General features: G+C 59.5%; 20 protein-coding genes. 10 read left to right on the top strand and 10 right to left on the bottom strand.

Annotated elements, in window-relative coordinates; all coding sequences use genetic code 11:
- The first annotated feature begins 431 nt into the window (after positions 1–431).
- The 4 genes from PspS49_RS17340 to PspS49_RS17355 all read left to right on the top strand — a co-directional run bounded on the left by PspS49_RS17340 (position 432) and on the right by PspS49_RS17355 (position 3,896).
- Positions 432–1,226: a helix-turn-helix transcriptional regulator gene (locus tag PspS49_RS17340; protein WP_150776092.1), complete on the top strand. Its 795-nt coding sequence runs from the start codon at positions 432–434 to the stop codon at positions 1,224–1,226.
- Between the two features lie 33 nt (positions 1,227–1,259).
- Positions 1,260–2,654 (top strand): efflux transporter outer membrane subunit, encoded by a 1,395-nt coding sequence (locus PspS49_RS17345; protein ID WP_160040713.1) that lies wholly within the window; start codon positions 1,260–1,262, stop codon positions 2,652–2,654.
- Positions 2,655–2,811: 157 nt separating this feature from the next.
- Positions 2,812–3,417 (top strand): SCO family protein, encoded by a 606-nt coding sequence (locus tag PspS49_RS17350; RefSeq protein WP_008079652.1) that lies wholly within the window; start codon positions 2,812–2,814, stop codon positions 3,415–3,417.
- Complete coding sequence (locus tag PspS49_RS17355) at positions 3,417–3,896, top strand: copper chaperone PCu(A)C (RefSeq protein ID WP_160040715.1); 480 nt, start codon at positions 3,417–3,419, stop codon at positions 3,894–3,896. The genes PspS49_RS17350 and PspS49_RS17355 overlap by 1 nt, the downstream gene beginning before the upstream one ends.
- Positions 3,897–3,974: 78 nt before the next feature.
- Here PspS49_RS17355 and PspS49_RS17360 read toward each other — a convergent pair whose 3' ends face one another.
- Complete coding sequence (locus PspS49_RS17360) at positions 3,975–4,475, bottom strand: hypothetical protein (protein WP_160040717.1); 501 nt, start codon at positions 4,473–4,475, stop codon at positions 3,975–3,977.
- Positions 4,476–4,708: 233 nt separating this feature from the next.
- On the opposite strand from PspS49_RS17360, the gene PspS49_RS17365 reads away from it, so the two are divergent.
- The 3 genes from PspS49_RS17365 to PspS49_RS17375 all read left to right on the top strand — a co-directional run bounded on the left by PspS49_RS17365 (position 4,709) and on the right by PspS49_RS17375 (position 6,922).
- Positions 4,709–5,083, top strand: a complete 375-nt coding sequence (locus PspS49_RS17365) for a hypothetical protein (RefSeq protein ID WP_127928539.1) — start codon at positions 4,709–4,711, stop codon at positions 5,081–5,083.
- On the top strand, positions 5,080–5,277 hold the full coding sequence (locus tag PspS49_RS17370; RefSeq protein WP_093430734.1) for a helix-turn-helix transcriptional regulator: 198 nt from the start codon (positions 5,080–5,082) through the stop codon (positions 5,275–5,277). The genes PspS49_RS17365 and PspS49_RS17370 overlap by 4 nt, the downstream gene beginning before the upstream one ends.
- Before the next feature lie 103 nt (positions 5,278–5,380).
- Positions 5,381–6,922: an alkaline phosphatase D family protein gene (locus PspS49_RS17375; protein ID WP_160040719.1), complete on the top strand. Its 1,542-nt coding sequence runs from the start codon at positions 5,381–5,383 to the stop codon at positions 6,920–6,922.
- A gap of 33 nt (positions 6,923–6,955) precedes the next feature.
- Here the strand turns inward: PspS49_RS17375 and PspS49_RS17380 are convergent, their stop codons facing one another.
- Entirely contained in the window at positions 6,956–7,972 is a 1,017-nt protein-coding gene (locus PspS49_RS17380; RefSeq protein ID WP_127928543.1) for an ABC transporter substrate-binding protein, read from the bottom strand.
- A 407-nt stretch (positions 7,973–8,379) separates the two neighbouring features.
- Between PspS49_RS17380 and PspS49_RS17385 the strand changes: the two genes are divergently transcribed.
- Positions 8,380–10,590 (top strand): LTA synthase family protein, encoded by a 2,211-nt coding sequence (locus tag PspS49_RS17385; RefSeq protein ID WP_160040721.1) that lies wholly within the window; start codon positions 8,380–8,382, stop codon positions 10,588–10,590.
- 82 nt (positions 10,591–10,672) lie between these two features.
- Here the strand turns inward: PspS49_RS17385 and PspS49_RS17390 are convergent, their stop codons facing one another.
- Positions 10,673–12,709: a TonB-dependent receptor gene (locus tag PspS49_RS17390; RefSeq protein ID WP_160040723.1), complete on the bottom strand. Its 2,037-nt coding sequence runs from the start codon at positions 12,707–12,709 to the stop codon at positions 10,673–10,675.
- A gap of 335 nt (positions 12,710–13,044) precedes the next feature.
- On the opposite strand from PspS49_RS17390, the gene katG reads away from it, so the two are divergent.
- Positions 13,045–15,315, top strand: coding sequence for a catalase/peroxidase HPI (gene katG / locus PspS49_RS17395; protein WP_160040725.1), 2,271 nt, complete (start codon positions 13,045–13,047; stop codon positions 15,313–15,315).
- Between the two features lie 488 nt (positions 15,316–15,803).
- Here the strand turns inward: katG and pepN are convergent, their stop codons facing one another.
- From pepN to PspS49_RS17425, 6 genes are read right to left on the bottom strand one after another with little or no spacing between them, the layout of a single operon-like run.
- Complete coding sequence (gene pepN / locus PspS49_RS17400; RefSeq protein ID WP_160040727.1) at positions 15,804–18,461, bottom strand: aminopeptidase N; 2,658 nt, start codon at positions 18,459–18,461, stop codon at positions 15,804–15,806.
- Between the two features lie 10 nt (positions 18,462–18,471).
- Entirely contained in the window at positions 18,472–19,302 is an 831-nt protein-coding gene (locus PspS49_RS17405; RefSeq protein ID WP_160040729.1) for a DUF2797 domain-containing protein, read from the bottom strand.
- Complete coding sequence (locus PspS49_RS17410) at positions 19,299–19,559, bottom strand: DUF1315 family protein (RefSeq protein ID WP_007919229.1); 261 nt, start codon at positions 19,557–19,559, stop codon at positions 19,299–19,301. Before PspS49_RS17410 ends, PspS49_RS17405 begins: the two co-directional genes overlap by 4 nt.
- Before the next feature lie 32 nt (positions 19,560–19,591).
- Entirely contained in the window at positions 19,592–20,461 is an 870-nt protein-coding gene (locus tag PspS49_RS17415; RefSeq protein ID WP_150750902.1) for a rhomboid family intramembrane serine protease, read from the bottom strand.
- The gene (locus PspS49_RS17420) at positions 20,458–21,429 is read right to left on the bottom strand and encodes a metallophosphoesterase (protein WP_007919225.1); all 972 of its coding nucleotides are present in this window, start codon (positions 21,427–21,429) and stop codon (positions 20,458–20,460) included. Before PspS49_RS17420 ends, PspS49_RS17415 begins: the two co-directional genes overlap by 4 nt.
- On the bottom strand, positions 21,429–22,319 hold the full coding sequence (locus tag PspS49_RS17425; protein ID WP_003224174.1) for an NAD(+) kinase: 891 nt from the start codon (positions 22,317–22,319) through the stop codon (positions 21,429–21,431). Before PspS49_RS17425 ends, PspS49_RS17420 begins: the two co-directional genes overlap by 1 nt.
- 115 nt (positions 22,320–22,434) lie before the next feature.
- Here PspS49_RS17425 and PspS49_RS17430 point away from each other — a divergent pair, with 115 nt between their 5' ends.
- Positions 22,435–23,385, top strand: a complete 951-nt coding sequence (locus PspS49_RS17430) for a DUF1853 family protein (protein WP_160040731.1) — start codon at positions 22,435–22,437, stop codon at positions 23,383–23,385.
- Positions 23,386–23,515: 130 nt separating this feature from the next.
- Here the strand turns inward: PspS49_RS17430 and PspS49_RS17435 are convergent, their stop codons facing one another.
- The gene (locus PspS49_RS17435; protein ID WP_160040733.1) at positions 23,516–24,799 is read right to left on the bottom strand and encodes an arsenic transporter; all 1,284 of its coding nucleotides are present in this window, start codon (positions 24,797–24,799) and stop codon (positions 23,516–23,518) included.
- Between the last annotated feature and the right edge of the window lie 32 nt (positions 24,800–24,831).

Raw genomic sequence — 24,831 nt, forward strand, 5'->3', positions numbered from 1 at the left:
GCGCCGACATGACACCTGAAACCCGGACAACCACCACCCTGATAGGCGCCATGGGCGTGGTTATCGCAGGCAACGTCTAAAAATTCGGAGAGGAAATACTGAAAAGCTTGTAGGAAAAAAACCACATACCAGCGCCGCCATTTGCCCGAGCGCTGCCGATCAGAATTGACCATCGCCCGGGTTTTCGGGGCTTTAGCGTGACTGAACAGTCACGCTCGCCGATATGCCAGTGATCAACACCGTCAGAACCCCGGCGCCAACAATCAGAAATAGTGGCACTTTGTGTCCCCGATTTCCCCTACAGACGTAGGACAAATCCATAGGCTTAAATCCCGCTCCAGATCGTGTTCAAGGAGAAATGACGGCGTGGGTGGCTTTTGCATAATCGGCAGACGATTCAGTGATGGTTCTGAACCAGGGATGACAAGGATATGAATCTGAGCGGCAGTATTCGCAATATGGAAAACCCACACTTCTACTGGCAACTCGGTGAGCTGATTGCCAGTACCGGCGATGATCACTTCGCCACGAACATGTTCCAGTTGGTCGACACGCTGGTGCCGGTCAACCGGGTAGATCTCAGTGAGTGGACGCTGGATGAGCGTCAGGCCAGCGTGGTCGACATCAAACCGTTGGGCAGCGCCGGTCTGACGCAGACCTGCGCACCGGCCGATCCGCTGGAAAGCCCCGACGACCATCCGTTGTTGCAGAAAATGATCGAGATGAACGACTCGCTGCTGATTCAGTTACGCGCCTCGCTGCAGCCTCGGCATCCGCAACACAGCGCCCACCAGTGCAATCTGGTCTCGCGCACGTCCAACCGCCGTTGCGTGATTTCGTTTTACCGACCGCATACGCAACGGGTGTTTTCCCTGCCGGAGCTGTCGTTTCTCAAAAGCCTGTCCGACACCCTGCTGCCACTGATCGAACGCCACGCACAGATCAGCCGGCAGATCCTCGCCCGTCAACCCCGCCAACCGTTGGCCGAACTGGATCAGGCACCGCTGGCGCAAGTGTTCGATGAGCGATTGGCGCTCAGCGACATCGCCCTGTCGGTGCGCGAGAAAGAAGTCTGCCTCGGCCTGTTGACCGGCGGCACCGTGCCGCAAATGGCGGAAAAGCTGCGGGTGAAAAACAGCTCGATCGAGACGTATCTCAAGCGCGCCACCGCCAAACTCGGCGTCAGTGGCCGCCATGGTCTGGCGAAATGGATGGCCGGGGCCTGAGCACAACGCTCTTTATATGCATGAGGCAGTTCGATGTTGACGTTGCGACTTTCCCTGCTGTCCATCGCGGTGCTGATGGGCGGTTGTTCATTGATTCCCGAATATCAGCGGCCCGTTTCACCCAGTGCCGCGCAGTATCCGACAGCAACGCAAGCGGCCACGAGCAACGAGGACTGGCGCACGCTGTTCACCGACCCGGCGCTGCAACAGCTGATTGAAAGCGCCTTGGTCAACAACCGCGACCTGCGCGTGGCGGCTCTCAACGTCGAAGCCTTTCAGGCGCAATACCGCATTCAGCGCGCCGACCTGCTCCCGGCGGTGTCCGCCAACGCCAACGAGTTACGCCAGCGGATGCCGCCGAGCGTGACCCAGGGTAAAGCGCTGATCAACTCGACGTACTCGGCCAACCTCGGCATCAGCGCCTATGAACTGGACTTCTTCGGTCGCGTGCGCAGCCTCAGCGAACAGGCGTTGCAAACGTGGCTGGCCACCGAACAGGCGCGGCGCAGTGCGCAGTTGAGTCTGGTGGCCAACGTCGCCAACGCCTACCTGACCTGGCGCGCCGATCAGGAACTGCTGGAACTGACCCGCGACACCCTCGCCGCCGATGAGCAGAGCCTGCACCTGACCACGCGCAACCGCGAGGCTGGCAAGTCGTCGGCGCTGGAGCAGGCCCAGGCGCAGACCAGCGTCGACAGCTCACGGGCCAATCTGGCGCGCTACCAGCGGCAGGTCGCGCAGGACTTGAACAGCCTGACGTTGCTGGTCGGCGCGCCAGTGCCCGAGGCCCTGCCCGGCCGTCCGCTGGCCAGCGATCTGGTGCAACAACTGCCCGCCGGGCTGCCTTCGGATCTGCTGCAACGGCGCCCGGACATTCTCCAGGCCGAATACAAACTCAAAGCCGCCAACGCCAACATCGGCGCGGCGCGGGCGGCATTTTTCCCCAGTGTCAGCCTGACGGCGAATGCCGGCACCTCCAGTCGTGACCTGTCCGGACTGTTCGGCGCGGGCTCGGGCGCGTGGACCTTTCAGCCGCAGATCAGCCTGCCGATCTTCAACGCCGGCAGCCTGCGCGCGAGCCTGGATTATTCGAAGTTGCAGAAAGACGTCGCGGTGGCTGAATACGAAAAATCGATTCAAACCGCGTTTCAGGAAGTTGCCGATGGTCTCGCCGCACGCAGCACGTATCAGCAGCAATTGCAGGCGCAGCGCAATCTGGTCCAGGCCACGCAGACCTATTACAACCTGGCGCAGAACCGTTATCAGAACGGTGTCGACAGTAGCCTGACGTTCCTCGATGCGCAGCGATCGCTGTTCAGTTCGCAACAGGGTCTGATCACCGATCGCCTCGCGCAACTGGTCGCCGAGGTCAATCTGTACACCGCGCTGGGCGGCGGCTGGAGCGTTGAGGATTCGCGGGTGCAGTGAGTCCGTCGTCACTTTTTCTTACACCTTTTGTCGCTCGATCCTGCACCGTGCGGCAATCCGTGGCCGGCCTCTGCCCTCAGTTTGGTATCATGCGCCGCTTTTACGGTTAACCCCCTGCCAGTCCTGCTGACTGACGGGCTGCAAAAGGCGGTATTAGATGACGGCTTTGTTGACTCGCCGCAAGGTGCTTGCGGGAATGGGCGTGCTCGGGCTCGGCCTGCTCGCCGGCTGCGACACCCGTGGCCAATTGTCGTACAAGTACGGCAAGGATCTGAGTAACAAGATCATGGGACGTACCTTCAAACTGAAGAACACCGACGGCGAAACCATGACGCTGTCGAGCTTTCGCGGCATGATGCCGATGGTGTTTTTCGGCTTCACCCAGTGCCCGGCAGTCTGCCCGACCACCCTCGCCCGCGCGGCCAAAATCAAGAAGCTGATGGGCGCTGATGGCGACCGTTTGCAGGTGATTTTCATCAGCCTCGATCCCGAGCGCGACACGCCGGAAATCCTCGACGCCTACATGAAAGCCTTCGACCCGACCTTCGTTGCGCTGTACGGCACGCTTGAGGAAACCGCGGCCACGGCCAAGGAATTCGACGTGTTCTACGAGAAAGTCCCGGCCGGCGACACCTACACCATCTCGCACACTGCCACCAGTTACGTTTACGACTCCAACGGCGGCTTGCGCCTGGGTCTGTCCACCTCGCTTTCGGCAGAACAATGCACGGAAGATTTGCTTACTGTTATGGAGGTTTGCTGATGCAACCTGTTCTGAACCACCTCAAACGCGCTGTCATCGGTCTGTCTCTGCTGGGTCTGGCATTCCAGGCGACCGCAGCGACCAAAGTCGACGATGCCTGGGTCCGTGCCACCGTGCCGACCCAGTCCGCCAGCGGCGCGTTCATGACCCTGACCGCCGACAGCGACAGCAAGTTGCTCAGCGTCGCGACGCCAGCAGCCAAAGACGTGCAGATCCACGAAATGACCATGAAGAACGACGTCATGAGCATGGGCCCGGTGAAGTTCGTCGAGCTGCCGGCCGGCAAAGCCGTCAAGCTTGATCCGAACGGCTACCACGTGATGCTGATGGGCCTGACCGGTCAGTTGAAGGAAGGCGAAAGCGTACCGCTGACCCTGACCGTGGAAAACGCCAAAGGCAAAAAAGAGACCATCGAAGTGAAGGCACCGGTTCGTGCGCTGACCAACATGGAAGGTCACGATCACAGCAAAATGCACTGATCTCACTGAGCGGCAATAAAAAGGGGCAGCCTGATCGATGATCAGGCCGCCCCTTTTTTGTATTTGATCTGCGCAGTATTAACGCCTGCGGGCCAATGCCTTGCGTACGCTTTCCCGTGACATCCCCGAGCCGGAACGGGTCACGGTTTTATCTATGGGCGCCTTGGCCAACTGTTCCTTGCGTTGTGCCACCTGACGCCAGTGGTAAGCGAAATATCCGCCCGCCACCACAATCCCCAGCCAACCGAACACCGAACTGACGAAAAACCACAGCGCCAGTGTGATCCACACGGTTTTCGAGTTGAACAACTTCAGACTGTCATCGGCAGGCAGCGATTCAACCGGTTCAACCGCGGCCTGCTGCGTCACCGGCATTCTATGCACCCCGTCCAGATCAAAGCGCAGCGCGAAGTCCGCCCCGGGCACCGGAATGTCTAGCTCATTGCCCTGAGCACGATGCACCCGAATTTCGCCATCGACAAGCGACATGGAGCTGAAACTGATCTGGGCTTCATAGTGAATCTCGCCGTTGACCTGGGTCACGACCGTTCGTTTTTGGTCGATGGGGGTGTCGCGCATGCCGACTCCTTGAGCGTTGCACGTCGGACGACGTGCGAAGGGATAATCCGTTGGGCTCGAATGCTACTGAGTGGCTATTACGCTGTCCAGAAAGTGTGCCCCAAAGCTGCAGACCTACACGAAATCCTCCGGCATGAGTCTGTTCGAGGCTACCAGCCATGATGGAAAGCGTGCTTTACATCGAACAAATCTTCGGCGACCATGTAAAGGGTCTTTTACATAGGAAGTAAAGAATGAACCGCTACTACCTCGAATTGGGCGCAGCATTAATCATCTACATGCTGGTACTGACAGCCTCATTGATTGCCTCGCAATACCTGATGGACGCCCCCATCGTGCTGCGCTCGGCCGTCGCACTGACGCCGGTCATTCCGGCGGGACTGATGTGCTGGGCCATCGTGCGCAACATGCGGCGCATGGACGAAATGCATCTGCGCATCCAGTTCGAAGCATTGGGATTTGCCTTCGCCGCCTCGGCATTGTTGACCTTCAGCTACGGTTTTCTGGAAAACGTTGGCGCCCCACATATTCCGTGGACGTGTGTGTGGCCGGTGATGGGGCTGATGTGGATTGTCGGCCTGCACATTGCGCGGCGCCGCTACCAATGAAAAACCGCCTCAAGGAATTGCGCGCCGAGCGCAAATGGTCGCAGGTCGATCTGGCTGAACGCCTGAGCGTATCGCGTCAGACGATTAACGCTATAGAAAACGAACGCTACGACCCGAGTCTGCCACTGGCCTTTCAGATTGCCCGGGCGTTCGAGTTATCAATCGAAAGCATTTTTGATGATGGCATGAACTGAAACGCTCCCCTCGCGTCCTCGCTACTTGCAAAAACGGACTACGCTCGGTGACACCACGGCATTGCGTGGCATCCGTTTTTCTATTGTCAGCGAGGACGACAACATGAGTCCCTTTGGCCCGGTTTTGAGCTTTCGCGGTATTCAGAATCAGAAATACTGTGTATCTGCCCTGCTGGTGCAAGACCTCAACGCACCGGCACCCACTACGCAGGTCGCGCAGGCACACAATCCGACGATCAAACGGATTGCCCGGATTCCTTTGATCAAACCGCGCATGGCCGTCTGGCGACTGGACATGCAGATCCAGCAAAGTAAAACGCAGTTGAAGATCGACTATGACTTGGGAGATGTGTCGGGCTCATTTCACGTCCCGCCTCTGGATCAGGCTCCCCGCATCGCTTACACCTCGTGCAACGGTGTGTCGGACGTCAAATACCTGAATTCGCTGGCAGATCGCTATGCCGAACGCTGGAGTCATCTCGCGCAGACCCACAAACAAGCCGAGTACCATCTGTTGGTCATGGGAGGCGATCAGATTTACAGCGATGAACTGTTACAGACTCAAGGCCCCTTGAATGAATGGTACAAACAGTTCTCCTGGAATCGCGATGACACTCTGTGGACTGACGAAATGGAGATTCAGGCAGACGAGTTTTTCGCCAGTGTTTATCCGCGATACTGGGCCAGACCTCAGATACTGAACATGCTCAGTAGCGTTCCGACCCTGATGATGTGGGACGATCACGACATCATCGACGGTTGGGGATCCTATCCCCAGGCCCTGCATGAAAGTCCCGTACACCAGGGGCTGTTCCGCATTGCCAGTTATTATTTTCGTCTCTACCAATTACAGGTTGACGAAACCGAGAGCCGCCCGGGAGCGATTACTCGTCAAGGGCATACCTTCGCTTTTGAAGGCCTCGGTGGCCTCGCCATTGTCGTTCCCGACCTCAGGTCTGAACGTGCGCCCGACATCAAAGGCAGAAACGGCCAGCTCAAACAGCCCACGCAAATCATGTCGCAAAAAAGCATCTCGCAGATGTTTACCTGGATCAAAAGCCTGACGGCCAGCAAACCTTCACACCTGCTGTTCATCTCCAGCGTTCCGGTATCGTTCGTCAACCTTGCGCTGCTTGAGGCCCTGATCGGATGGATTCCGGGGGAGATCGGGCCGGAGGATGATTTCCGGGACCATTGGCGCCATCAGCCGCACAAAAACGAGCGTAAGCAACTGATCAATGGATTGCTCGATTTCGCCAAGTTGGCGAAGTGCAAAGTCACCATTGTCTCCGGGGATGTGCATGTAGCGGCCGCCAGCGTCATTCGTTCGGCCAACCCCCGGCATATCGACAATGGTGCAGAAGTCATCCATCAGCTGATTTCAACCGGCATCGTCCATCCTCCTCTGCCTGTGCTGACGATCAGAAGCCTGGAAACAATCACCGGTACCCGGGAAAAGATCGACACCGACCTTACTGCCGAGATGCAAGCCATTGGATACGACGGAAATTGCCTGATTGCCAGTCGTAACTGGCTGTCCGTCGAGCCAGATAAAAGTTCCGACGGGCGCAATCGGTTGTGGGTGAAATGGCACGTCGAGGGGCACGATCACCCTATTACGCGACTGATCGAGCCTGCCGGTTGAGTTCCGGAAATCCCCTGCACCGGGCCGGGTTCTTCAGCTACCGGCCCCACCATGCGCCTCTTCAAAGAAGTAATCCTTCCAGCTGTCGGCCTTGTTCTTCAGCACGCCCAGTTCCTGCAATTTCTCGGCATAAATAAAGGTGCGCTGCGGCACCACGGTGAAATCGATTTCCGGGTCCTTGACGATTTGCTCGACCAGAGCCAGCGGCAACTTCGACTGTTCGACACGAATGTACGCCTGAGCCGCCGCCGGTTTGTCGGCCTTGATGATTTTCTCAGCCTCAGCCAAAGCGTCGTAGAACGCCTTGTAGGTCTTCGGGTTTTCGTCGTGGAATTTTTCTGTGGTGTAGAGCACGTTGAACGTCGCCTGGCCGCCGAGCACGTCGTAGGAACTCAACACTTTGTGCACGTTGGGATTCTGCAGAGCCTGATACTGGAACGGTGGGCTGGAGAAGTGCGAGTTGATTTCCGAGCCGCCGGCAATCAGCGCGGCCGTTGCATCAGGGTGCGGCAGGCTGACTGAGATGTCGTCGAATTTCTTGTATTGCGCGTCACCGAACTCCTTGGCGGTTTCGATCTGCAAGGTGCGTGACTGGAAGCCGACACCGGCGGCCGGCACGGCAATGCGGTCCTTGTCGGTGAAGTCCTTGAGCGTCTTGATGTTCGGATTGTTGGTCAGCAAATAGTTGGGCATCGAACCCAGCGCGGCAATGGCTTTGACGTTCTGTTTGCCTTTGGTGCGGTCCCACACCGTGAGCATTGGCGGTACACCGGCAGACACCACGTCGAGCGATCCGGTGAGCAGCGCTTCGTTCATCGCCGTGGCACCGGAAATGCTGTTCCAGTCGACCTTGATATCGAGGCCCTGCTCCTTGCCGTGTTTTTCGATGAGGTTCTGATCGCGCACTACATCGAGAATCAGGTAACCGATACCGAATTGCTGGGCGATGCTGATCTTGCCTTCGGCCTGAGCGCCGGTGCTGAACAAGGCACTCGCCGCGAGAGAAGCGGCCAACAGAGTCAGTGCGGAACGTTTGAACGGTGTGGCCATGACAACCTCGCAGCATGGGGTGGTTTGCTGAAAGGCCTGACTTTATAGATATAAAAAACATAAATTAAATATCTTTATCGCATATCGATAGCACGGGTTGTTGAGCGAACCGAGGCGGCGGGCTTTTGATTCTGAGGTTTGAAAAGATCGCAGCGTTGCGCAACTCCTCCATTGGATACCGGTGATGGTTTGGTGGCTTAAACAGCCTGAAACAATAAATCCGTCGGTGGCAATATCGCCGATTGCCGTTTGACCCGAGGGCCGGTCAGGGCTGCAGACGCGACATCACCTTTGAAAGCTCGCGCACCGGCGCATCAGTTGAGCGTTTAAAAGGGCGATCAGACAGCCCACCCTTGGTATCATCGCGCACACTTTTATGACGATTTAATGGCTGGAAGGTCTTTTTTGTGAGCGCTCTTTTTAACCGGTTGCGGCAGCCGCATGCCCGCCTCTTTTCGTTGATCTTTCTCGTGCTGATTGTGCCGGTGTGCCTGCGTGCGGCACTGGGCTGGTCAACGCCGCTGGGCTATGTGTCGGATCTGGCTATCGGCAGTCTGTTGGTGGTTTTGCTGCATCGCCGGGCGTGGTGGCTGGCCTTGCCGGTGCTGGTGTTCTGGGGCTTGCTGGCCGTGGCGACCGCTGAACTGGTCAGCGCCGTCGGGCGTCTGCCGACGCCTTCGGATATTCATTATCTGATCGATCCGCAGTTCGTGGAGAACTCCACGGGTGGCGGGCTGGCGCACCCGGCGCTGGGCATCACTTTGCTGCTGGCTCTGGGGTTCTGGCTGCTGACCCAATTTGCCGGCCGTGGCATGCCGCGTCCGCCCCTGCCCCGAGCGGTCTGGGGTGCGCCGCTGGTACTGTTCGCCGCGCACTGGGGCGCGCAAAACCTGTGGCCGAGCGAAGCGGATCCGTGGCGCCAGTACAACCTGCCGCACCAGTTGCTGGCCACCGAAGTCGCCGATCTGCAGATTCAGGCCGAGGAATGGCTGGACGGCGATGTCGAAGAACCCGCTCCAGCCATGGCCGGTCTCACCGACGTCGACCTCAACGGGCAGCAACTGCTGGCCGCGCCGGGGCAGGCGCGCAACGTGCTGATCATCGCGCTGGAAGGTATTCCCGGTGCCTACATTCGCGCCAACCGCGAAGCCATCGGCAGTCATTATCAGGAAGACCTGATGCCCAACCTCAGCCGCTGGGCCGAGCGCGGCATGAACACCCCGGATTACGTGCTGCATACGCACCAGACCATTCGCGGTTTGTACTCCATGCTCTGCGGCGATTACGACAAGCTCAACAACGGCACGCCCAAAGGCGTGGAGATGCTCACCCTCAACGAGCGCAATCAGGCCTGCCTGCCGGCGCAACTGCGTGAGCACGGCTTCAGCACGCACTATCTGCAAGGTGCCGGCCTGCGCTTCATGGCCAAAGACAAGATCATGCCGCACATCGGTTTCGATGCGACTCATGGCCTGGAGTGGTTCAGCAACAGCAACTATCTGGAGTTCCCGTGGGGCAAGGATGACAAGGCCTTCTTCGAGGGCGCGCTCGATTACGTCGGCCAACTGAAAAAGCAGAAAAAGCCGTGGATGCTGACATTGCTGACCGTCGGCACCCATCAGCCCTACTCCGCGCCCGAGGAATATCTGGAGCGCTACGAAACGCCGAAACAGGCCGCTGTCGGTTATCTCGACGATGCGCTGCAACAGTTCCTCAGCGGCCTCGAGCGTCAGGGCGTTCTGAAAGACACGCTGGTGGTGATCACCTCGGACGAATCCCACGGCATCGACGGCGTGCGACTGGCCTCGTCGTGGGGCTTCAATCTGACCCTGGCGCCGGAGCATGAACAGCTGCCGCGACTGAACAAAGGCGTCTACGGTCACGTCGATCTGAGCACCTCGATCCTCGACTACTTCGACCTGCCGGTGCCTTCCGCGCTAAGCGGTCGTTCGCTGTTTCGCGACTATGACAGCGGCCGCGAAATCATGTCGTTCACCAACGGCAAGCTGCGTTATCACAACGGTCAGGGGATCTTTTCCGAGTGCGACATGCCGCGCCGCTGCCGCTACTACGAAAGCGCCGGTTTCATTGCCGAAAGCGCCACGTACAAAGGCAACTACAGCGGCCACCCGGCCCGGCATATCGCTGCTCGCGCCAATGCGCTGGACCTGTCACTGCTGCGCACGCCGCTCAATCATCGCTATCAGTTCGGCAGCACCAACGTCATCCCGCTGCAAGCGCAGATCAAGGATGACTGGGCCGACAACCTGATCGGCGCGCAGTACCTGGAAATGCCCAAAGGCTCGCACACCCGCGTGCGTCTGACCGTACGTTCAGTCGATCCGCAACAGGCAGCGTACATTCAGCTCAAGGCCAAGGAGTTTGAACAGGACGTGCAGATCGGTCTGCCGCAGGAGATGGTCGCAACCGCCGACCAACCACTGGAAATGAACTTCAGCTTCGACAACCCGCAAGAGCGCAAAGCGTTTTCTTTCCATTTGCTGGGGTATGGATTGGGCGCAGTTGAAGTGACGGACTTCAGTGTGATCACTGAATTGCCGGGGCAAGAGGACATTCTTGACGACGTGCCGGAGGATGACACCGCTCAATCCACCTGATCACGCCCGTGTCGGAGCTGCCGAAGACTGCGATCTATTGCTTTTAAAATAGAGATCAAAAGATCGCAGCCTTCAGTGATTATCAGAACGTCGTGCGCAAGCCGACCTGAATGCTGCGCCCTTCTGCCGGCGCAATGTCGCGCAGGATCGAACTGGCATAACGCACGGTTTGATTGGTCAGGTTCTCGGCATTGACGAAGGCCAGCCATTGGCTCTGACCGACATCGAAGTGATACCCGACATTGGCGCCCAGTGTGGTGTAGCCGTCAGTGCTGCTTTCATTGTCCGGCACGCGATGTTGTGAACTGGCGTGTTCGACATCGATGCGTGCCTGCCACTTGTCCAGCTCCCACAGCAGCCCGGTGTTCAACCGCAGCGGCGCGATGCGTGGCAAGTCTTCGCCGGTGTCGAGGTTCTTCGCTCGGGTGTAATCGCCGGACAACTCCAAGGCAAACTTGCCGTAGGCGCCTTCGCCGAGTTTCCAGTGGTCTTGGGCTTCAATGCCGCTGAAGCGCGCCCGCACGCCGGAGTAGGTGTATTCAGGGATGCCGTCGGCGTCCTCTTCGCCCTCGTCATTCAGCGTTCGGCCCGTGCCGAGCAAGCCGATGTAGTTGGAGAAGTGGCTGTAAAACACACCGACACTGCCCTTGTGCGTACCATTGTCGAAGCGCAGCGCAAGGTCACTGGACACGGCTTTTTCTTTCGACAGCCCGGCATCGCCGACTTCATAAGTGCCGGTCGCGACGTGAGCTCCGTTGGCGTACAGCTCATAAAATGTCGGCGCACGTTCGGTGTAGCCCAGCGTCGCGGCCACCGACCAGATCGGCGTCAGCGTGTACACCGCACCGGACGACAGACTGCCAGCGGTGAAACTGCTGGATCGATCGGCGTTGGCGAAGCGCTCGTTACCCTTGGCGTCCGGGTCGACCGTGGTGTGCTCAAGGCGTCCGCCGAGGGTGAACAGCAGTCGGGCGGTGGCTTGCCACTCTTCCAGAATGAACAGCGCAGCGGCATCGGTATCGGTCTGCGGCACGAATGCTTCTTCGCCGAGTGCCGAGAACTCGTTGCGGCTGACCTGCGCACCGATTACACCGTTGAACGGCCCCAACGGCTGGTGCCGAGCCTCGCCCCGCGCCTCGTAACCTTTGTTCTTGAACGTCGTGCCGACCTCGCCACCTTCGATTTCGCGGTGTTCGTAATCGGTGTAGCCCGCATCCAGCTTGATCGAACTGAATGGCCCATCGAGATTGCGGATCTCCGAGGCGAAGGCGTAGTGCTCCTGTTGCATGCGGATGCGCACGTCTTGTTCAGCGGGCGAACCGTAGTTGGAGTCGTAGTTGCTGTAGGACAGGCCAGCGTATCCGTCATCCCAGGTATACGACCCGCCGACCGCGCCGCCGTCCTGGCGACCATCGCTGTTGGCCAGTCGATGCTTTTTCGAGTCACCGTCGTCGTTTGCGCGTTCGCCAGCGGTTTTCGCGTAACCAGGGATTTTCAGATCATTGAACTCGCGGGCGCTGGCGTCCAGGTGCAGGGCGAATTGTCCGTTACCGGCCTCGAGTTTGCCGGCGCTGCTACGCGTGGTGTCGGCACCGCCGTAGCGCAACTCACCGGCGCCATGGATGCCGTCGATAGCCTCGGTCGGAATGCGGTTATCGAAGGTGTTGACCACCCCGCCAATGGCACTGCCGCCGTACAGCAGCGCTGCCGGACCACGGACGATTTCCACGCGCTCGACGTTGACCGGGTCCAGCGGCACGGCATGGTCATAAGACAGCGACGAGGCGTCCAGCGCGCCGACGCCATTGCGCAAGATACGGATGCGATCACCGTCCTGACCGCGAATGATCGGCCGGCTCGCCCCAGGCCCGAAGTACGACGAGGACACGCCGGGTTGCTTGTTCAGGGTTTCACCGAGGCTGCCCTTCTGTTGGAAGGTGAGGTCGTCGCCGCTGAGAACGGTCGAGGGCGAAGCGAGTGTCTGGCTGCCGAGCGGATTGCCGGTGATGACTTGCGGTTGCAGTTCGAGGGTTTCAGCGGCGAACACCGGGGATGCAAAAAGCAGCGCGGCGGCCAACGGATTGAGGCGTCGTTGCAAGGGTTTAGAACGGGCAGGCATTGCAGAATTTCCATGCGCTGAAAAGTGAGAATCGCTGCCAGCGTTTTGCTTTAACGCTGGTAGAAACAGAATGAAACGAATTTTATGTTATACAATAACATTTCTTCCTGTCATCCCGATTTTCACTTTTTGTTTTTTTGCAGAGGCTCAAAAACGCCTGTTTCAAGCAGGCAGCCGCTATCGGCTGATCCGTGAAGTGCTCCGAAAAACGCTGAAAGACTTTGCCTATCAGCCTCCAATAGTCGGCCTATTAGCTGACTCTCCAAGTCGGGTCTAGCCTTACTAGTCCGAAGTCGGCACGAGCCGGCCGTAGCAGACCTGATAAGGACCCGAACATGGCAAACGAATCGAAATGCCCGTTCAACCACGCCGCCGGTGGTGGTACGACGAACCGTGACTGGTGGCCGAATCAACTCAACCTGAAAATCCTGAGTCAGCACTCGCCCAAGTCCGATCCGTTGGGCAAGGACTTCGACTACGCCAAAGCCTTCAAGAGCCTCGACTTTCAAGCCCTGAAACAAGACCTCAATGCGCTGATGACCGACTCCCAGGACTGGTGGCCGGCCGACTTTGGCCACTACGGCCCCCTCTTCATCCGCATGGCCTGGCACAGCGCCGGCACCTATCGCACCGCCGATGGCCGTGGTGGCGCCGGCTCCGGTCAGCAACGTTTTGCGCCGCTGAACAGCTGGCCGGACAACGTCAGTCTCGACAAGGCCCGCCGCCTGCTGTGGCCGATCAAACAGAAATATGGACGCAATATTTCCTGGGCCGACCTGATCGTTCTGACCGGTAACGTCGCGCTGGAATCCATGGGCTTCAAGACCTTCGGTTTCTCCGGTGGCCGCCCCGATGTGTGGGAGCCGGATGAGGACGTCTACTGGGGGTCCGAGCACGAATGGCTGGGTGGCGACAGCCGCTATGGCAAAGACAAGTCCGCCATGCAGGAGCCCGGTGACGGCACGCTGGTGGCTGAGCCGGATCTGCACGGCAAAGAAGAGAGCCGCACCGATCAGGGCGAACGCAATCTGGAAAACCCGCTCGCAGCGGTGCAAATGGGCCTGATCTACGTCAACCCTGAAGGCCCGGAAGGTAATCCTGACCCGGTCGCTTCAGCCCACGATATCCGCGAAACCTTTGGCCGCATGGCCATGAACGATGAAGAAACCGTGGCGTTGATCGCCGGCGGTCACGCCTTCGGTAAAACCCACGGCGCCGGCCCTGCCGATAACGTCGGGCCGGAACCGGAAGCGGCCGGCCTCGAAGAACAGGGCCTCGGCTGGCGCAACGCGTTCGGCACCGGCAAGGGTGGCGACACCATCACCAGCGGTCTGGAGGTGACCTGGACGACCACACCGACGAAGTGGAGCAACAACTACCTGGAAAACCTGTTCGGTTTCGAGTGGGAGCTGAGCAAAAGTCCTGCGGGTGCGCATCAGTGGATTCCGAAGAACGGCGCTGGTGCCGGAACCGTTCCGCATGCCCATGATCCGAGCAAAAAGCTTTCGCCGACCATGCTCACCTCCGACCTGGCGCTGCGTTTCGACCCGGCTTACGAGCAGATCTCGCGGCGCTTCCTCGCCAACCCGGATCAACTGGCCGACGCCTTCGCCCGCGCCTGGTACAAACTGATCCACCGCGACATGGGCCCGTTGTCGCGCTACCTCGGCCCGGAACTGCCGAACGAAGAGCTGCTGTGGCAGGACCCGATTCCTGATGTCACACACCCGTTGATCGACGACAGCGACGCGGCTGCGCTGAAAAGCAAAGTGCTTGCCTCGGGTTTGTCGGTGTCGCAACTGGTCTCCACCGCCTGGGCGGCACTCTCGACGTTCCGCGGTTCAGACAAACGCGGCGGCGCCAACGGCGGTCGCCTGCGTCTGGCGCCGCAGAAGTTCTGGCAGGCCAACCAGCCCGAGCAACTGGCCAAAGTGCTGCAAACCCTCGAGGGCATTCAGGGCGAGTTCAATGGCGGCGGCGCTGGCAAAAAAGTCTCGTTGGCAGACCTGATCGTGTTGGCGGGCAATGCCGGGATTGAGCAAGCAGCGAAAAACGCCGGGCACTCCGTCTCCGTGCCGTTCAATCCGGGGCGTACGGACGCCTCGCAAGAGCAAACGGATGTTGACTCGTTTGGCTTCCTTGAACCGATTGCCGATGGTTTCCGCAACTACAGCAAAGGCAAATACACCGTGTCGGCCGAGGCGCTGCTGATCGACAAGGCACAACTGCTGACTCTCACGGCGCCGGAAATGACTGTGCTGCTGGGTGGTTTGCGGGTGTTGAACACCAACGTCGGGCAGAGCCGGCATGGCGTGTTCACTTCGCAGACCGAGGCGCTGACCAATGACTTCTTCACCAACCTGCTGGACATGGGCGTGGAGTGGAAACCAACTTCGAGAGATGCGGATGAGTTCGAGGGGCGCGACCGTAAAACCGGCAGCGTGAAGTGGACGGCGACGCGGGTTGATCTGGTGTTTGGTTCCAACGCGCAACTGCGGGCGTTGGCTGAGGTGTATGCCAGTTCGGATGCGAAGGAGCAGTTCGTTAAGGACTTTGTTGCGGCGTGGACGAAGGTCACCAACCTCGACCGTTTCGACCTGAAGTAACTTTTAGTCAATAAAAACGCCGCATTGATTAATGCGGCGTTTTTTTGTGCGTACGGCTTGGGGAGTTGTGTTGATGCATAAATCTTACCCCCTCACCCCAGCCCTCTCCCCCAAGGGGGCGAGGGGAAAGGGAGCCGATCTTCGTGCTTTTCAAGTCCTGAGTTCGACTCCGGACTTTCAGGTCGGCGTATAGCGCAAAGACACCTCAGTCAGTCCCCTCTCCCACTGGGAGAGGGTTAGGGTGAGGGGCTTTTCAGATCCTGAGTTCGACTCGGACTTTCAGGTCGGCGTATAGCGCAAAGACACCTCGGTCAGTCCCCTCTCCCACTGGGAGAGGGTTAGGGTGAGGGGCTTTTCAGATCCTGAGTTCGACTCGGACTTTCAGGTCGGCGTATAGCGCAAAGACACCTCGGTCAGTCCCCTCTCCCACTGGGAGAGGGTTAGGGTGAGGGCCAGTCCACAGCTGGAACACCGACTCCAATCCACCATCAAGCCAGACTCTTGCTCACCACCTCATACACATCACTCGACAACTGCCCCGACGCCCGAATCCGCTCCAGCTCGCCTTTCATCAACGCCTGACGCGCATCGTCATATTTGCGCCAGCGAGTCAGCGGCGCCAATTGGCGAGAAGCGATCTGCGGGTTGAAGCCGTTCAGCTCGATCACCAGGTCCGCGAGGAAGCGATAGCCGGAGCCATCCGCCGCGTGGAAGTTGATCAGGTTCTGCCCGGCAAACGCGCCGACCAGCGCACGCACCTTGTTCGGGTTCTTGATGTTGAACGCCGGGTGCTGCATCAACGCTTTCACGCGCTCCAGACCGCCTGGCAAAGTGCTGCCGGCCTGCACGCTGAACCACTGATCCATGACCAGAGGATTGTCCTTGAAGTGCTCGGCGAAACTGGCCAGCGCCAACGCTTTCTGCTCTTCAAATGGCGAGTTCACCAACACCGCCAGCGCCGTCAGGCGCTCGGTCATGTTGTCGGCGCTTTCGAATTGCTCCAGCGCCGCCGCCAGTACTTCCGGCTTGCCGCTGAGCATCAGGTACGACAGCGCAATGTTCTGCAGCGCGCGACGGGCGAAATGCTCGGCTTCGGCGACGTACGGCGTTTGCTTCGACAGGTCACGGTTGGCCTGATAACGCAGCCACAGTGCCTCGAACAACCCTTCGGCCAATTGCTTGCGCGCGAACTCACGGGCGATATGGATCGCATCCACATCAGCCACTTCGCTGATTTCAGTGAGGTACGCCTCACCCGGCAGCGAGAGCATTTCCGCGACCATCGCCTGATCCAGCGATTCGTCCGACAGCACCGTACGCAGTGCCGAGACCAGACGCGGATCAAGCTTCAGGCTCTCGCCCTTCTGCTGCTGGCCAATCAGCTCTTGCAGGACCTGTACCGACAGTTGCTGACCGGCATCCCAGCGGTTGAAACCGTCGCTGTCGTGCTGCATCAGGAACATCAGTTGATCGCGGTTGTACGGGAAGCTCAGTTTCACCGGCGCCGAGAAGCCGCGCAGCAGCGATGGCAGTGGCTGTTCAGCGATGTCAACGAAAGTGAAGGTCTGCTCGGCTTCAGTCACCGAGATCACGCGAGTAGTGCCTTGCGCCGACGCTTCACCGCTCAGACGCAGGGCAATCTCGTTGCCTTTGCTGTCGAGCAGGCCGAGTTCGACCGGGATCACGAACGGCAGTTTTTCAACTTTGTCCGGGGTTTCCGGGCAGCTCTGGCGGAAGGTCAGGCTGTAGGTTTTCGCGGCAGCGTCGTAAGACTCGCTCACCGCCAGACGCGGTGTGCCGGCCTGGCTGTACCAGCGCTTGAACTGGCTCAGGTCGACGCCGTTGGCATCTTCCATGGCCTTGATGAAGTCGTCGCACGTCACCGCTTGGCCGTCATGGCGCTCGAAGTACAGATCGCTGCCCTTACGGAAACCTTCAGCGCCGAGCAAGGTATGGATCATGCCGACCACTTCCGAGCCCTTTTCATAAACGGTCAGGGTGTAGAAGTTGGAAATCTCGATGAAGCTGTCCGGGCGCACGGCGTGAGCCATCGGGCCGGCATCTTCAGCGAACTGATGGGTGCGCAGATAAGCCACGTCCTGAATGCGCTTGACCGTGGCCGAGTTCATGTCGGCCGAGAAGCCGGAATCACGGAACACGGTGAAGCCTTCCTTCAGCGACAGCTGGAACCAGTCGCGGCAGGTCACGCGGTTGCCCGACCAGTTGTGGAAGTATTCGTGAGCGACGATCGCTTCAACGCGCTGATGCGCGGCGTCGGTCGCGGTTTCGGCGCGGGCCAGTACGGCGCTGGAGTTGAAGATGTTGAGGCCCTTGTTCTCCATCGCGCCCATGTTGAAGTCGTTGACGGCGACGATCATGAAGATGTCCAGATCGTACTCGCGACCGTAAACCTCTTCGTCCCAGCGCATCGATTTCTTCAGGCTGGTCATCGCATGCTGGCACTTGTCGATGTTTTCCGGTTCGACGTAGATGCGCAATGCGACGTTGCGGTCGGTCATGGTGGTGAAGCTGTCTTCAACGCACCACAAATCACCGGCCACCAGCGCGAACAGGTACGCCGGTTTCATGAACGGGTCTTCCCAGGTTGCCCAGTGCCGGCCGTCTTCGCCCGGGCCCGAGGCGATCGGGTTGCCGTTGGAGAGCAGCACCGGATAGCTGTGCTGTTCGGCGACCACGGTGGTGGTGAACTTGCTCATCACGTCCGGGCGGTCGAGGTAATAGGTGATCTTGCGGAAACCTTCGGCCTCGCACTGGGTGCAGAACATCGTGCCGGATTTGTACAGGCCTTCCAGTGCGGTGTTGGTTTCCGGGTGGATCTTGACGCTGGTGTCGACCGTGAAGGTTTCGGCGGTCGGCTGCAGGGTCAGATGATTCTCGGACAATTGATAGTCAGCAGCGCCAAGCTCTTTATCGGCCAGGGTCACCGAGAGCAACTCCAGCTGCTGACCATCGAGCACCAGCGGCGGCAGGCCCGGGCCACGTGCCGGGTTGCGGCGCATGACCAACTGCGCGTGCACCAGGCTGTGATCCTCGAACAACTCGAAGGTCAGGTGAGTTTCATCGATCAGGTACTCGGGCGCCTGATAGTCCTTCAGGTAAATCATCTTCGGTTGTTCGGTGCGCATGCTGGAGTCCTTATTGATGCACGGCGAGCTGATAAGCCGTGTACTTGCGAATATTGATCACGCCGGTATCGAAGATCAGGTACTGGCCCTTGATCCCCAACAACGTGCCTTCGGCAATCGGGTTCTTGTCCAGGTTGAAGCTGACGATTTTGGCCGGGTATTGCTCGACCGGATAGCGGATTTCCAGCGGTTCGACATCGGCAATGGTCTGAATCGCCTGCAGGCCGAATCGCTCCTGCAAACCTTGCAGGCCTTCGGCGCAGCTTTCGAATAACTGGTCACGTACCTGCGCCAGATCGACCGCCGCCGCATCGCCCTTGAGCAACGCGCGCCAGTTGGTTTTGTCCGCCACTTGGCTACGGAACAAATCTTCGACGAAACCCGATTGCTGCCGCGTGGCAACGCGCATGATCGGCAATGCCTGACATGCGCCCTGATCAATCCAGCGAGTCGGCAGTTGCGTAGCACGAGTAATGCCAACCTTGATGCCCGACGAATTGGACAGGTAAACCACGTGATCGGTCATGCAGAACTGCTCGCCCCACGCAGGGTCGCGGCAGGTGCCGGCGTCATAGTGGCAGCGCTCCGGGCTCATGATGCACAGGTCGCACTGCGCCAGTTTGGTCATGCACGGGTAGCAGTAACCCTGACTGAAACTGGTTTTGGTCTTGCGCCCGCAATGGGTGCAGTGGATCGCCCCCAGGTATTCCAGACGCACCGTGGTGCCGATCAACGGGTTGACCGGCACCTCGACGTCATCCAGACGAAACGCGTATTGCACGTTCGGCCCGTCCAGGCGCGCCGACATTTTGCTGATTGCACCGCGGCCAATCTCGATCAATGGATGGCATCCGATTTGAACAGGATGTTCGGCACTTCGATCGACTTCGACGCACATTCCTGCGGACCCATGTAACCGGTGCGCTGGTCTTCCGGCAGGTTCTGGATTTCCCAGGCGATCATCGCCTGCAACGACAGCTCGCGCTGCTCGGCGGTGAGTTTGCCGCCGTCGGACCACTTGCCGATTTCCACGGCCAGTTTCAGGCTCTCGTAGATGTCCGGGGTAATGTTGTTGATCATGTCGTTAAAAGAGGACATCAGGGTCTCCGTGCTCTTTATCTACTGAAATTTTAGGCGGCCAGTTTACGGCGGTTATACAAACCGCCCAACAAACCGGTGAAGCATCCGATGAGTAACCCGCTGACATGCGCGGCGTTGGCGATTTCGCCGAAGCCGATCACCGAGATCAGCCCGGACATGCACACCAACAACCAGATCAGCATCATTGCCAGTACACCACGCGGCAGACGATAGGCCGGGTTCGGCGACAGCAGCTGGAAGATCCAGCAATGCCCGAGCAAGCCGTAAAGTACGCCGGACAGACCACCGAACAAGGTCGCGCCGCTCCAGACAAACTGCGCGTAGTTGGAAACGAGGCTGAACAGCAGCGTCAGGCCGATCAGGTTGATGCTGCCCTGGCGCGACTCGATGCGCCGCCCCAGCTCCCAGTACCACATGCCGTTCATGGCCAGGTGGAGGATGCCGAAGTGGATCAGCATCGGCGTGACCAGACGCCACCACTGCCCTGCCGCCAGACTGTCGGCCAATGGTGTGAAATGGATGTACTCGCCGACTACCTGAAAATCGAGGAAAGTCAGCCAGCGCAGGGTTTGCAGGTTCTCACCGAGGTACGTCAGCCCGCCAACGATCAGGCACAGCAACAGGATGAACCCGGTGGCCTTGGCGTATTTCAGTTGCTCGGTGAAGCTCGGCCGCTTGAAGGTTGGCGCGACGGGGATGTCCATTTGCTGATCGGGATCACCCGCCGGGAAGCGTTCGTACAAGGAGCGCACGTCTTCGCTGATTTCCGCCGGTGCCCACAGCACTTGTTCGCCGGCCTCTTCGCTGACCCGATGCGGGACCTGCATGCGTTGCAGCAGCTTGACGAAACCACTCAAGTCCACCGCCAACGGCAGACGCAATACCGCTACCGCACTCATTGCAGCACCTCCGGCCGCTCGACATCGACCCAGACAAATTTATGCGGATCCAGACGTGTTTCCTGATCCAGACGATAGGCGACCAGTTTGCCGTAGAGCACCGCGCTGTAATCCAGACACGCGAGATTCGGGCGGATCGGCGCCGGTTTGCCGCTACGCCAGTAGTGGCCGACGAACAGCAACGGCTCGTCGACGCCGTAGCGCAGCAGGTTGTTTTTTTCGCTGGAGGTCAGCGGCTTCTGCGCCACCGGGTCTGGCAGTGCATCAGGCTGAAAGACGATATCGCCGTAGGTTTTCGGATCGTCTTCCCAGAACTTGGTGCGGAAGAACGAGCGAACCAGACCGTCGCCGCTGGTCATGGTCAGACCATCCGGCAGGCGCATGTCAGTGCCGCGCAACAGGCGGTCGAATACGGTACAGGCGAAACTGTCCGGAACCGCCGAGGCCTGCAGGAAGTGTTCATCGATACAGCCATTGGGGAACAGCGCGCGCAGCGGTTCGATCAGGCCGGCATCCCAACAGGCGTGGACGACGCGGAAACGCCCGGCGTCGACAAACAGCGGCAGCTCATAGAACCAGCGTTGGAAATCGTGCCAGTCGCCGGGATGGTCTTCGAACTGGGTCAGGGTTTCGTGCAGCAGACGCGCATGGCGCGGCGTGTGTTCGCGGACGAACTGCTTGCCGCTGCCCGGTAGCGCGGGCGTGCTCCAGCCCAGCGCGTTGAATTCGTGGTTGCCCATGATGCACAAGGCCTGACCGGCCTCGACCATGTCGTGGACGATGTGCAGCGCCTCGCGAATGCGCGGGCCTCGGTCGATGATGTCGCCGACGAACACGGCCATGCGCGATGGATGCCGCCAGACCCCGCCCTGCTTGTGATAACCGAGACGGTCCAGCAAGTGTTCGAGGGTCAGGGCGCATCCGTGCACGTCACCAATCAGGTCATAACTGCGCGCGGGATCGAGCATCAGTCGCCTCCACCGCCCAGCTTGCTGCCCCAGCCGAGCTTGGTGCGGCAGACTTCGTAGTAGTTGTGATCGAGTGGGTGAATCAGGCGCAGCTTCTGCGCTTTCTTGCTGACGGTGATGGTGTCGCCCGGCGCGCAGGTGAAATGGTTCTGCCCATCGCAGGAGACTTGCGGGTAAATCTGCATGTTTTTCGACACGACGATTTTCAGCTCACTGTTGCCATCGACCACAATTGGTCTACTGGACAACATATGGGGGTACATCGGCACGATCACAATGGCATCAAGCTTGGGGTGCATGATCGGCCCGCCGGCAGACAGCGCGTACGCGGTGGAACCGGTCGGCGTGGCGACGATCAGGCCGTCGGCCTTCTGGCTGCAGACGAACTGGCCGTCGATGTACAGCTCGAACTCGATCATCCGCGTCGACTTGCCCGGGTGCAGCACCACGTCGTTGAGCGCATCGCCCTGGCCGATGGCCTCGGCATGCCGGCGCACTTCGGCTTGCAGCAGGAAGCGGTTTTCCACCAGATAGTGGCCGTCGAGCACCTTGGCGACTTCGACTTCCAGCTCGTCCGGGCGAATATCGGTGAGGAAACCGAGGCTGCCACGGTTGATACCGAGCACCGGAATATTGTGTTTGGCCAGCGCCCGCGCGGCGCCAAGCAGGCTGCCGTCACCGCCGACGACGATGACCATGTCGCAGACTTCGCCGAGCATCTTGCGCGACGAGGTTTGCAGGCCGTGGCCCGGCAGCACTTCAGCGATGGTGTCTTCGAGGATCACATGCAGGTGACGATCGAGCAGAAACCGTTTCAGTCGGCGGACGGTATCCAGCACCTGGGAACTGCCCAGGCGACCGATGATGCCGATATTACGAAATTGCTCCATGGGACCTCTGCGGACAATCGAAAACGCGAAAAACCCGATTATGGGCGAAAGCGCCGGTTAGACAAAATCCTTTCAGCCTCAAGGGTGCGCTCGTGTTTACGGCTATGCTCGCAAGATGATCCTATTTCCCGACTTGCTGCAGTTGCCCCACCAATTACGCCACCCGGAAGTGCGCGATCTGGCGTGGGTGATCCTCGCCCCGCCGATGCTCGCCACCACACCGTGGCCGCAGCGTCATCCGCTGGCGGGCAGCGACTGGGTGCACGATCCCGAACGCCTGGAACACTGGTTGCGTCAGCTCGACCGTGACAGCTATGGCTTGCTGCATTGGCTGTCGCAGGCACGCACGCGACGTCTAGGCCTGTATTACGAGCGGCTGTGGCAGTTTGCCGTGGAGCATGCGCCGGGTATTGAGCTGATCGCGGCCAATCTGCCGATCCGCCGCGAGGGCCACACCCTCGGTGAACTGGACATGTTGTTGCGTGACCGCGACGGCGTGCATCACCTGGAGCTGGCGATCAAGCTCTACCTCGGCCCGCAGAATGGCGACGGCCGTGATCCGGCGCAGTGGCTGGGGCCGGGTTGCCACGATCGGCTCGATCGCAAACTAGCGCACTTGGCCGAGCATCAGTTGCCGATCTCGGCCCGTCCGGAAAGTCGCGAAGTGCTGGCGGCGCTGGATATCGAGGTGTTCAGCGCGCAACTGTGGCTCGGTGGTTATTTGTTGTACCCGTGGCCGGGACAGGCTGAATCACCGAGCGGCGCACATCCGCAGCATTTGCGCGGCAGTTGGTTGCATCAGAAGGATTGGCCGGCGTTTGTCGCGCAACGCCCGGCCGGGCGCTGGCAACCCCTGCCCCGGCATGCCTGGCTGGCACCGGCGCATTACCCGGCTGATCAGACCTGGACTTTGGAGCATTTACGTATCTGGCTGAATGATCTTGAACCGCTGGCCCCGGCGCAGTTGATGGTGCGCCTGATCGAGAATGCCCGGGGGGAATGGGAAGAAGCGGAGCGGTTGTTTCTGGTCTCGGATCTTTGGCCAAATGTCCCCGGCCAGGCCTGAAGTTTTTAGTGCCTGACCCGGCCTCTTCGCGAGCAGGCTCGCTCCCACATTTGGACTGCATTTCAAATGTAAAGAGAGGCGATACATCCCCCTGTGGGAGCGAGCCTGCTCGCGAATGGGCCACCTCGGTCTAGAGCGAAAGCCGCACAGCCAAAGCCGCCAACGTCACCAACAACACCGGCACCGTCAACACAATCCCGACCCGGAAGTAATAGCCCCAGCCAATGTGAATCCCCTTGCGCTCCAGCACATGCAGCCACAACAACGTGGCCAGACTGCCAATCGGGGTAATCTTCGGCCCCAGGTCACTGCCAATCACGTTGGCATAGATCATCGCCTCCTTGACCACTCCGCTGGCCTGACTGGCATCGATCGACAACAAGCCAATCAACACCGTCGGCAAGTTATTCATGATCGACGACAGCAACGCCGTCAGCACCCCGGTGCCCATTGCCGCACCCCAGACGCCATGACCGGCGAAGACATCCAGCCAACCGGCCAGATACCCGGTCAGCCCGGCGTTACGCAGGCCATACACCACCAGGTACATGCCCAGCGAGAAAATCACGATCTGCCACGGCGCTTCTTTCATCACCTTGCGCGTGGATATCTTGTGACCGCGAGCGGCGATGCCCAACAGCAACGCGGCACACACCGCGGATATCGCACTGATCGGGATGCCCAGCGGCTCCAGCGCAAAGCAACCGATCAGCAAGATCACCAACACCGCCCAGCCGGCATAAAACGTGGCTTTGTCGTGGATCGCGGTCTCTGGATGCTCGAGTTGCTCAGGGTCATACGTCGATGGAATGTCGCGGCGGAAAAACCACAGCAACATGCCCAGCGTCGCCGCTACGCTAACGAAGTTGACCGGCACCATCACCGCCGCATAGCGGTTGAAGCCGATGTGAAAGAAGTCCGCCGAAACAATGTTGACCAGGTTCGATACCACCAACGGCAGGCTCGCGGTATCGGCGATAAATCCCGCGCCCATCACGAAGGCCAAGGTTGCCGCCGGGGAAAAGCGCAGCGCCAGCAACATCGAAATCACGATCGGCGTGAGAATCAGTGCCGCGCCGTCGTTGGCAAACAGCGCCGACACCAGCGCGCCGAGCAGCACCATGAAGGCAAACAGCTTGCGCCCGCTGCCCCGCCCCCAGCGCGCCACGTGCAATGCGGCCCAGTTGAAGAACCCCGCCTCGTCGAGCAGCAGGCTGATGATGATCAGTGCGACGAAAGTGCCAGTGGCATTCCAGATGATCTGCCACACCAGCGGGATATCGCCGAGATGGACGACACCGAAAATCAGCGCCAGTACTGCGCCAAGCGTCGCACTCCAGCCGACGCCGAGGCCTTTGGGTTGCCAGATGACAAGGGTAATGGTCAGCAGGAAAATCAGTGACGCAGCGAGCATCCGCAACAGCCTTAAATTAAGTAGAAGAGCTA

The sequence above is a fragment of the Pseudomonas sp. S49 genome, assembly GCF_009866785.1.
In the GTDB taxonomy this organism is placed as follows: Bacteria; Pseudomonadota; Gammaproteobacteria; order Pseudomonadales; family Pseudomonadaceae; genus Aquipseudomonas.

What these genes read in the sequence shown, in the direction of transcription:
- PspS49_RS17340 (WP_150776092.1), top strand. Translation starts at nt 432, where the DNA reads ATGAATCTGAGCGGCAGTATTCGCAATATGGAAAACCCACACTTCTAC.
- PspS49_RS17345 (WP_160040713.1), top strand. Translation starts at nt 1,260, where the DNA reads ATGTTGACGTTGCGACTTTCCCTGCTGTCCATCGCGGTGCTGATGGGC.
- PspS49_RS17350 (WP_008079652.1), top strand. Translation starts at nt 2,812, where the DNA reads ATGACGGCTTTGTTGACTCGCCGCAAGGTGCTTGCGGGAATGGGCGTG.
- PspS49_RS17355 (WP_160040715.1), top strand. Translation starts at nt 3,417, where the DNA reads ATGCAACCTGTTCTGAACCACCTCAAACGCGCTGTCATCGGTCTGTCT.
- PspS49_RS17360 (WP_160040717.1), bottom strand. Translation starts at nt 4,475, where the DNA reads ATGCGCGACACCCCCATCGACCAAAAACGAACGGTCGTGACCCAGGTC.
- PspS49_RS17365 (WP_127928539.1), top strand. Translation starts at nt 4,709, where the DNA reads ATGAACCGCTACTACCTCGAATTGGGCGCAGCATTAATCATCTACATG.
- PspS49_RS17370 (WP_093430734.1), top strand. Translation starts at nt 5,080, where the DNA reads ATGAAAAACCGCCTCAAGGAATTGCGCGCCGAGCGCAAATGGTCGCAG.
- PspS49_RS17375 (WP_160040719.1), top strand. Translation starts at nt 5,381, where the DNA reads ATGAGTCCCTTTGGCCCGGTTTTGAGCTTTCGCGGTATTCAGAATCAG.
- PspS49_RS17380 (WP_127928543.1), bottom strand. Translation starts at nt 7,972, where the DNA reads ATGGCCACACCGTTCAAACGTTCCGCACTGACTCTGTTGGCCGCTTCT.
- PspS49_RS17390 (WP_160040723.1), bottom strand. Translation starts at nt 12,709, where the DNA reads ATGCCTGCCCGTTCTAAACCCTTGCAACGACGCCTCAATCCGTTGGCC.
- katG (WP_160040725.1), top strand. Translation starts at nt 13,045, where the DNA reads ATGGCAAACGAATCGAAATGCCCGTTCAACCACGCCGCCGGTGGTGGT.
- pepN (WP_160040727.1), bottom strand. Translation starts at nt 18,461, where the DNA reads ATGCGCACCGAACAACCGAAGATGATTTACCTGAAGGACTATCAGGCG.
- PspS49_RS17410 (WP_007919229.1), bottom strand. Translation starts at nt 19,559, where the DNA reads ATGTCCTCTTTTAACGACATGATCAACAACATTACCCCGGACATCTAC.
- PspS49_RS17415 (WP_150750902.1), bottom strand. Translation starts at nt 20,461, where the DNA reads ATGAGTGCGGTAGCGGTATTGCGTCTGCCGTTGGCGGTGGACTTGAGT.
- PspS49_RS17420 (WP_007919225.1), bottom strand. Translation starts at nt 21,429, where the DNA reads ATGCTCGATCCCGCGCGCAGTTATGACCTGATTGGTGACGTGCACGGA.
- PspS49_RS17425 (WP_003224174.1), bottom strand. Translation starts at nt 22,319, where the DNA reads ATGGAGCAATTTCGTAATATCGGCATCATCGGTCGCCTGGGCAGTTCC.
- PspS49_RS17430 (WP_160040731.1), top strand. Translation starts at nt 22,435, where the DNA reads ATGATCCTATTTCCCGACTTGCTGCAGTTGCCCCACCAATTACGCCAC.
- PspS49_RS17435 (WP_160040733.1), bottom strand. Translation starts at nt 24,799, where the DNA reads ATGCTCGCTGCGTCACTGATTTTCCTGCTGACCATTACCCTTGTCATC.